Here is a 4,274-nt window from a genome sequence, read left to right on the forward strand (position 1 = left end):
TTTCTTTATCCGGATGCTGCCGAATCTCGTTGGCCACAAAATAATGTTTGGGCATCTGCTCCTGCATGGTTGAAGTGTCCCGCCGGTTGCGCATGGTGGCGTATTCGATTTTCTCGCCCCGTTCCGCTTTATTGATTACTTCGATGGCATTGTTCACGTCACTTTCGAGGGCGTCCATCAAGTTTGGGTTCTCTTTCAGCTCCCGGCACCAGTATTCCACTGTCTTCAGACTTTCTTCAGACAACCGTGCTGGCAACCCCAGTTCCAACATTTTAATTCCCGAAGCCAGTTCCACGACCAACCGCTCCTGTCTGACGGCATCCTCCGAGGGAGCCACACCGTTCTTCATCACCATACCTTCACGCGCCAACCGTTGTTGGTGTCCGGTAGCACTCACGATTTGCCGCAAGGCTTCCTGTATATAGTCGTGATAATGTCCGAACTCTCTTTGTCGCGGCATATAGACCGCATCCTTATCTGTTTCGTAGTGGGGTACACCGCTTCCGTCCGAACGCACAGGCACAAGGTTGTCCCGCATCCTCAGCAGGAAGTCGTTGAATTGAATATGCAACCGTCGGTTGTCAGCTTCCGTATATCCTCTTTCCACTGCACTGCCATACCGCCGCAACGTCGTTTCGTATCGCTCCTTATCCACGTAAGGTAGTGTCGTCTGGTCAATGTTGAACAAAGTACGAATTTCACGGTTGTGTACACCGTTATATAATTTTTGTTCCTCTTCATACAGTTTCATGTAGTCATCACGGCTGATAACCTGTTCCGGATTATTACGGTGAACGTACTTGTTCCAATTGTAAAACAAAAATGGAACTCCCTGCTCATTTTCACGCACCGAGGCTCCTTGTGCCTTGGCATCGCTGAATAGCGTGAACTGGTTGGTTTTGCATCCATTTTTATCGGAATGCAACGTCATGAACAGCGCATTGAATGCACTGACAGAAACACCCCTTGGATAGAAGCGTGGGTATCCCTTTCCCGATGCGTTGAGCCAGTGTCCACCGGCATTCGAGGCTTCACTCAAAGCCGTAGAAAGCAAGGTGATTTGTTTTTCCTCGGCTTTCTTTTCGATTTGTGATTTTTCTTTCATATCGTTTATTTGATTATATGATTATTGAATACCCCGTGGACGCACGATGGTTTCCTGTTTTCCGTCCTCATAATTCCGTGCAGCAGCCTGGCGAAGCTGGTCACTCTTGGCAAGGACAGCATTTGCCAGCGTGTTCAAAGGCAATGCTCCGGTACGGTAGGCTTCTGCTACAACCGGTGACAACTGGATGGTACACGGTACTCGGTCTATCGTGGCAATCAACGTGCTATTTTGCAATACAGGGTTCACGATACGTGGGTTCAGAGCTTCATTCGTATAGTGTCGGTACTGTACATTGTTCCCGTTTGTTACGTTCAGTTTTCCCTCTGTTCGTTCTTTCAAGGCCTCGTGTCCTACCTTATTCAACAGGTTCATACCTCCCAGACCAATCAGGAGCATTTTCAGCAACGGGTTACGCACAAACATACCCGCCACAATGCTCGCTATCGGTAACATGTTGTTTCCCAAGCGCAACGATTCTGTTTTGCCTGTGAATATTCCCAACAGAACATCAGGGAGCATGGCCATTACATAACCGAGATTACCTGTCATATTACCTATGCCATCCAGTCCCAGCATACCAAGCAGTCCGCCCCAACCGTTTCCGTTTCCCTGTGTTACTTGCGCACTTTGTATCGTTTGTACATGTTGTTCCGCGTCATTGGCAGGAACAACGGTTTCATGCTTCTCTTCTTTCATAGTTTCATCCTGTTCTGTCCTGACCATTTCCGCTTTGTCACGTTGTTCCAAAGACTGCAAGTAGGCCTCTTCTTGTCCGGGAGCAACAACAATCGGCACATCCTTGTACCGTTCCTCATGCTTCTGTTGTTCCTTGTTCTGTACATTCGGCCACAATAAACCATTATTCTGGTTTTGTGTCCACTCCATGAAGCCAAAGTCCATGACAGGGATTTTCTTTTTCAGTTGCTTGTTGTCTGTACCAATCGCCGTGTTCTCTTTGACTTGTATTTGGGCTGCCTCTTTGCGAAAATCGTCGAATACGTTTCTGTCGCTGCCGAACACTCCTTTACTGATGCACTGTTCTACTGAAAGAGTGTCAGGCTTCTTGCCTTCAAAATGATTGGCGATGGCTGCAATAGCCACATCTGTACCGGCAAATTTTGCCAGTGCCGTCCATGAACCAGCACCACCCATCATCAAGGTATCTGCGGCTGTGCCCAACATCCATCCCGTACCTTTTTCCCATCTGTTCGGGCGATAAGCTGCTTCGCCTCGTGCCTCTATTTCATCGGTCAGCGGTGAACGGCTTAACGTCTGCGATAATCCCAGCAGACTTGATTCGGCAGCCTTTCGGACGATGTAGTCAGCGGAAGACTTGGGCATACGTTCTTTCACCAGTCGGTCAATCATCAGTTCCTCTATCCGGTGGTCCATATAGGCATAGGCGAGGTCACAACCGAGCTGTTCTGACAACTCATCGTAACGTGCCCTCCCGATTTCCTGCACGACGGTATCCCGCCACTGTCCGGCCATGTACGCAAGGTCTTGCTGCATTTCCTTGGAGCCGGTAATCTCCGTCTTGCACATCTCGATATAGTCCTCTGTCGTTTTGGAGTTCCATTCGCCTGTGACCTTGAGTGTCTGATAGGGGTCGCTCATGGGTTGTGCCGAAGATGCCATCATACTGAGAATACCACCTAAAGAGGTGGAATATTCTTTCATTTCCTCTCCCTGATTCCGTATGAGGTCAGTTCGCGTTTTTGACATGACGGGTGCGATATGGCAGTTGAAATAGTCGTTCACAAGGCGTTCCATTTCTGCAAACCGTCCGCTATGCTTGATTCCGTCCATAATGTATTATATGTTTATCCTATTCTATTCATTAATAATTGCTCTTTTGTCTGCTCGATGGCGTTGTGGTAAATTTCCATCTGTTTGGGATAGAACTCTTCCAGCCATACATCTTTCTCGATGTTGTCGTGGATGAAGCGTATCGCTTGTTCTCGCTCAATCTCCACCGATGCTTCGCCCTCTTCCCGGTTATTGAACCATGCTTTGGTCCACCAGCGCACACCGGCCCGGTCAGGATATACCGTGACTGCTCTCGGTATGTCAAAACTCTGGATGTCTATGTCCAATTCTGCCAGTGGGTCAATGATACCACTATGGGGCAGGGCTTCGTCATAGAGTTTTTTTTTACATCACCGCCCATCGTCGATAAGTACACGCCATGCCGTAGGGCAAGGTAATGCAGGAAGTCCGCAATGAGTAGGTTCTGCACCTTACAGGCAAGCGGCATTGCTTTATGTCCCAGTCCGAGTGGGTTGGATATACTCGGCATATTTTCATAGAAGTATTCTTTGACTGCTCCCATTGTAAAGACATGGCGGAGTGACTGCTCCGTATGTGGAGGAAGTCGGTATGCACCACGCTGTAAGTCTTCCATGTAGTGGGGCAGGAAACGCAGCATCAATTCCTCTATTTCCTGTCTGTCCTGCTCGTAATCGGTGGTCAGTGCCATCGCCATGCCGGGAGATGTTGTCGCTTCGTCTCCATCGGCATGACACAATGCTTGGATATTACCATACAGCATGGTTAGAAATTCCAGCGGGTTAAGTTCCTCACCTTTGAAGCGTATCCCGATATGCAGCTTGTCACCGCTCAAAGCTACAGTCTGTCCGGCCTTGACACGCTGTCCGAACTGGGCGAAGACATTTGACAAATGCCCATAGGTCACTTCATACTCCCCATAGCGTATAGTTTGGCAGATGCCGAGTGTAGGGTCATTGCCTATACCTGACACGATACCGCTGGCGACAGCCGCCAGCGTGTAACACCGTACATCGAAGTCGATGCCATGATGAAAATATGTTTTGCCCGTTGCCGGATCGGTTTGTTCGCCGTAGCCGAGCGATAGTTTCACATCCTTGCCCTGCCGTTCTTCAAAAGGCATACAGTATCCACTTTCGGATTGCAGGATCATTTCTTCTGTATATTTCATTATTGTTGTTAGATTTGATTCGTATTCTTATCTTTTCATTCCTCTGCTATTCGTCTGTTCTTCAACAGGAAGAGCGGGTGTCTGTACTCGTTGTATGCTTCCCGTGTCAGGTGTGCGGAAAATACCGGCATTGTTGCCGATAAGCATCATGCCGAGAAATGCACCGGCAATCTTGCCCAGCCAGCCGAAGCGTCCGAATATAAGAAA

General features: G+C 48.6%; 4 protein-coding genes and 1 pseudogene. All 5 read right to left on the reverse strand.

What is annotated here, in order from left to right:
• On the reverse strand, positions 1-1,105 hold a 1,105-nt coding region (locus ABUA47_RS22755), incomplete at its 3' end, for a zincin-like metallopeptidase domain-containing protein (protein ID WP_349832103.1).
• Positions 1,106-1,126: 21 nt separating this feature from the next.
• Complete coding sequence (locus ABUA47_RS22760; RefSeq protein WP_009293386.1) at positions 1,127-2,917, reverse strand: hypothetical protein; 1,791 nt, start codon at positions 2,915-2,917, stop codon at positions 1,127-1,129.
• A 14-nt stretch (positions 2,918-2,931) separates the two neighbouring features.
• On the reverse strand, positions 2,932-3,213 hold the full coding sequence (locus ABUA47_RS22765) for a hypothetical protein (protein WP_009017568.1): 282 nt from the start codon (positions 3,211-3,213) through the stop codon (positions 2,932-2,934).
• Positions 3,195-4,067: a M23 family metallopeptidase gene (locus tag ABUA47_RS22770; protein ID WP_138287029.1), complete on the reverse strand. Its 873-nt coding sequence runs from the start codon at positions 4,065-4,067 to the stop codon at positions 3,195-3,197. The genes ABUA47_RS22765 and ABUA47_RS22770 overlap by 19 nt, the downstream gene beginning before the upstream one ends.
• Positions 4,068-4,094: 27 nt before the next feature.
• Positions 4,095-4,274, reverse strand: a pseudogene (locus ABUA47_RS22775) (hypothetical protein); the annotation flags it as partial.

Origin of the sequence: Bacteroides sp. RTP31139st1_H2_RTP31139_211217 (assembly GCF_040227615.1) — a bacterium.
Classification (GTDB): Bacteria; Bacteroidota; Bacteroidia; order Bacteroidales; family Bacteroidaceae; genus Bacteroides; species Bacteroides uniformis.